Origin of the sequence: Leucobacter sp. M11 (assembly GCF_035726885.1) — a bacterium.
Taxonomy (GTDB): Bacteria; Actinomycetota; Actinomycetes; order Actinomycetales; family Microbacteriaceae; genus JAPFRB01.
On record NZ_JAPFRB010000001.1, the window covers coordinates 417,809 to 419,396 of the forward strand.

2 protein-coding genes are annotated in these 1,588 nt (G+C 72.2%); both read right to left on the reverse strand.

Annotation, left to right across the window (positions count from 1 at the left end):
* The coding region (locus tag OOT08_RS02105; RefSeq protein WP_325091282.1) for a YchJ family metal-binding protein at positions 1 to 156 on the reverse strand (156 nt) is incomplete at its 3' end.
* Positions 153 to 1,502, reverse strand: a complete 1,350-nt coding sequence (locus OOT08_RS02110; protein ID WP_325091283.1) for an MFS transporter — start codon at positions 1,500 to 1,502, stop codon at positions 153 to 155. The genes OOT08_RS02110 and OOT08_RS02105, both read right to left, overlap by 4 nt.
* Positions 1,503 to 1,588 lie beyond the last annotated feature (86 nt).

Consider the following 1,588-nt stretch of genomic DNA (forward strand, 5'->3'; position numbering starts at 1 on the left):
CATCAGGTACTCGGCGTCGCCGACGGCGAAGGCGGTGAACCGGGAGCGCATGAGCTGCTCCGCGCTCTGCGCCTGCCGTTCGCCGCTCAGCAGGGGCGCGCAGCACCCCGCGAACGGGGACCCGCTGCCGCAGGGGCAGCGCTCCGGAGCGCTCATCGCGCGTCCTCGCGCTCGGTCAGCGCCGCGGCGGGCACCTCGTCCACGACGCGGAGCCGTTGCCCGAGCACGCCGCCGAGCGCCGTGAGGAGCGCGACCACGACGAGGAGCAGGGCCGGACCCCAGGACTGGTTTCCGGAGGCGAAGAGGAGCGTGCTCGCGAGCAACGGCATGAAGCCGCTCGTGGCGGCGGCGATGTTGTAGCCGAGCCCAACGCCCGAGTAGCGCAGCTCCGCCGGGAACAGCTCGGTGAGCAGCGCCCCGCTGACGCCGTAGGCGAGGATCACGCTGCCGAGCCCCACCGTGACCCCGACCGTGATGAGCAGGGGGTCCTTGGTGTCGATCAGCCAGAACACGGGGAAGGCGGTGGCCGCGGTGAGCAGCCCGCCCCAGGCCGTGACCCGGCCCGCGCCGAAGCGCTCCGCGAGGCGGCCGGAGACCAGGGTGACCACGATTTGACCGAGCGCCGCGATCAGGGTCGCGTTGACCATGACCCCGCGCTCCACGCCGAGGATCTGCGCCCCGTAGTTCACGACGAAGGTGTTGTAGGTGTAGAAGCCGCCGATGCCGAGCAGGGAGGCCAGCACCGCGACGCCCAGGCGGCCCGGGGCGCGCCGGAACACCTCGAAGGCGGGGGTGCGCACGCGCTTGTCCGTGGCGACGAGGCCGCGGAACACCGGGGACTCCTCCAGCTTGACGCGGATGGCGACCGCGACGAGCAGGAGGGGGAAGGCGAAGAGGAAGGGCAGCCGCCAACCCCAGGCGTCGAAGTCGGACGGGGGCAGGAGGAGCACGAGGGCGAACGCGCCGCTGGAGACGAGCGTCGCCACGGGCGAGCCGAGCTGGACGAGGGCGGCGAAGCGTCCCCGCTGGTGCACGGGAGCGTGCTCGACGGCCATCGTCATCGCCCCGGACCACTCGCCGCCGACCGCGACCCCCTGCACGAGGCGGAGCGCGACGAGCAGGATCGGCGCCCAGATGTGGATCTGGGTGTAGTCGGGCAGGAGCCCGATGAGCCCCGTGGCGATGCCGATCAGCACGACGCTCGCGATGAGGGCCGGGCGGCGGCCGTAGCGGTCCCCGATGAAGCCGAACAGGATCGCGCCGAGCGGGCGGGCGAGGAAGCCGACCCCGAAGGTCGCGAAGGTCGCGAGCACCGCGGCGTTGGGGTTCAGCTCGGTGAAAAAGAGCCGGTTGAACACGAGCGCGGCGGCGGTGCCAAAGATGTAGTAGTCATACCATTCCAGGGCGGTGCCGACAAAGGCGGCGGTCGCGATCTTCCTCGCGTCCCGGGTGCTGAGCTGCGGCCCGGCCGGAGCGGACGGTGCGGGTGCGGACTCGGTCATGGCCGGGCTCCCCCTCTGTTCGGTGTCGGTGTTGGCGGTGTGCGCTGGGCTGTTTGTGCTGACGGCGCTGGCGGTGCTGGCGGTGC

Bases quoted from the DNA above. Each gene is read 5' to 3' on its own strand.
- OOT08_RS02110 (WP_325091283.1), bottom strand. From the start codon at position 1,502: ATGACCGAGTCCGCACCCGCACCGTCCGCTCCGGCCGGGCCGCAGCTC.